Consider the following 2,876-nt stretch of genomic DNA (forward strand, 5'->3'; position numbering starts at 1 on the left):
AAGGTGTACATCGACTGGAACCGGGACGGCGACTTCATCGACGCGGACGAAACCGTCGCCGCGGGCACCATTAGCAGCACCACGGCTGCGCAAACCGCTTCCTTCACCGTGCCCGCCGCGGCCCTGGCCGGCAAAACCCGCCTGCGCGTGGTCATGAGCGACAACGCCGGCACGACCAGCTGTGGTGCTTACAACTACGGCGAAACGGAGGACTATTCCGTGACCGTGACCACCAGCGGTGGTGGCACCACACCTCCACCAACCACCACGTTGCGCCCGGCCGAGAATCCTACTTTTACCCTGGCTCCTGGTGTGAACTATAACTACCATGAGGGTACCTGGACCCAGTTGCCCGACTTCAACACCCTGACCACCGTCAAGACTGGCAACACCACCACGTTTGACATCACGCCTGCCCTGCAAGCCGACAACTTCGCCTTCCACTTCTACGGCTACATCACGGTGCCTGCTGATGGGGTGTATACCTTCTCGACTAAGTCCGACGACGGCTCCAAGCTCTACATCGGCAACACCTTGGTAGTGGATAACGACTTCAAGCACGATGCCACGGCTGAGCCAACGGGCACTATTGGTCTGAAAGCGGGCAAGCACTTCATCGCCGTCGACTACTTCGAAGCCGCCGGCGGCAACACCCTGCAAGTCTTCTTCGAGGGGCCCGGCGTGAGCAAGAAAATCATCCCCACTGCGGCCCTGACCCGCCGCGACTTCAGCGCCAGCGCCCGCACAGCGCTGACCACGAGCAAGGCTGCTGGTGCAGGTACAGGCACAGCCCTCAGTGCCTATCCTAACCCGGCCCACGACCGCGCTACACTGAGCTACACCGTCGAGCAAGCGGGTGCCGTGCGCCTGGAAGTGCTCGATGGCCTGGGCCGCCTCGTGGCTGTGCTCGTCGATGGGCCACAGACCGCCGGCGCTCATCAGGCTGTCTTCCAAGCCCCCGCTCGCCAGGGCTCGGCTCTCTTCAATGTGCGGCTGATTACCCCCACCGGCACCTCCTTCTCCCGCTTAGCACTGGACAAATAGGCCACCGCACCGCGTTCCTTTCTGAGCTACAAAAGGTCTGTTCCTCCTGGAACAGACCTTTTGTGCTTGGAGCGAAGCAAATGTCTTATGCCCGTGCATGAAGCAGCGGCATCGTACGCAGGAGGCTGGCCGAAGAACCAATCACCTTTGATGAACACTGATTCCGTGTCGTTGAACCATGAATTTGCGCTGTTCATCCTTTACAGCGTATACATTATTGATATTCAGGAGTAGAAAGACAAACTTTGAACCGGCAACGTTGCCGGCTATCCAATCTCATCCTCAACTTTTTATTTATCTAACTCATGAAAAGATTTTTTCTGTCTTTACTACTGGGCACCGGAGCTTGGTCTGGCGCCCATGCTACCGATTATTACGTCTCCAATGATCAGGGCAGCGATACCAACCCAGGTACCCTCGCCCTGCCCTTCAAAACCATTCAGAAGGCGGCCGATTTGCCAGCCCTGGCTCCAGGCGACGTGGTGTACGTGCGGGCCGGTACCTACATCAACGCCAATGCCAACCGGTACTCGGGGGCAGCCGTGGACATCAAAAAATCGGGCGCACCCGGAAAGTACATTGTCTTCCGCAACTACCCCGGTGATGCCCAGAAGCCGCTGATTCAATTTGCCAGCTGGCAGGGCTTTCACATGAAGGGGGATATATCCTACATCGAAATCAACGGTTTCCGCATTCAGGGCAACAACGCCAAGTTTAACAACGCTGACGGCACCCCCAACAATACTATTCCGCTCCAACAGCCCCAGAGTTGCGCTGACAACGGGGCTGGTTCGCCCGACGGCCAATACAATGGCAGCGGCATTCAGACGAGCGGCAGCACCGTCGCCGGCTCGCGGAATCCCCACCACCTGCGTTTTCTCAACAACGAAATCTTTGAGTGCAGCGGCGCCGGCATCGGCGTTTTGCAGTCGGACTACGTGACCATCGAGAATAACCTGATTTACAATACCTCCTGGTACACCAAGTACGCTACTAGCGGTATCTCCATTTACCAGCCGTGGAACTTTGATACTAATTCCGGCTATCACATGATTTTGCGGGGCAACCGCTTGTTTGGCAACCGCCTCTACGTGCCGTGGTGGCGCGGCGGCTCGTTCGGCTGCGCAGGCATCACGGACGGCAACGGCATCATCATCGACGACACTAAGAATACGCAGAATGGCTCCAAGCTCGGTCCGTACGTCAACCGCACCCTTGTGGCCAACAACCTGGTCGTGAACAATGGCGGAGCCGGCGTGCAGATTTACAAGGGCGAGCACGTTGACGTTATCAACAACACGTCCTACTACAACGGTCGGAGCACGGAAATCAACAACGGCGAGATTTATGCCAATAACTCCGCCGACGTACTCATGCAGAATAACATCCTGGTGGCCGCTCCGGGCGAGAAGGTCTTCGGCGGCGTCAGCACCACGGATAACGTGAAGTACGTGAACAACCTGTTCTTCGGCGGCAGCCTTACCAAAGGCACCAACAGCGCTGGCGTGGCCACCGTGACCAGCACCGGCACCGGCACCACCTCGAACGCTGATGGCACTACCTCGACCAGCGCCACAACCATTCCGCTCGGCAGCAACATCGTGGCGGACCCACAGTTTGTGAACGCGACGCTGAATTTGACGACTTCCAACTTCACGCTCAAGTCCACTAGCCCCGCTATCAACGCAGGCGTCAATAACCTGCTCTCGCCCACGGACTTGGCTGGCAACCCCCGCGTGAGCGGTGGCACCGTCGACCTGGGCGCCTACGAGAGCAACTTCACGACGACCACCCCACCTAGCACCACGCTACGCCCAGCTGAGAACCCCACC

Annotated in this window: 2 protein-coding genes; both read left to right on the forward strand. The window is 58.3% G+C overall.

Going from position 1 to position 2,876, the window contains the following annotated elements:
- Nucleotides 1–1,044: GEVED domain-containing protein (locus WX88_RS28440; protein ID WP_231590808.1), on the forward strand; the 1,044-nt coding region annotated here is incomplete at its 5' end.
- 305 nt (nt 1,045–1,349) lie between these two features.
- Nucleotides 1,350–2,876 (forward strand): right-handed parallel beta-helix repeat-containing protein (locus WX88_RS26455; RefSeq protein ID WP_052733147.1); only part of this gene is annotated, 1,527 nt, incomplete at its 3' end.

It is taken from the genome of Hymenobacter terrenus, from assembly GCF_000972495.1.
Taxonomy (GTDB): domain Bacteria; phylum Bacteroidota; class Bacteroidia; order Cytophagales; family Hymenobacteraceae; genus Hymenobacter; species Hymenobacter terrenus.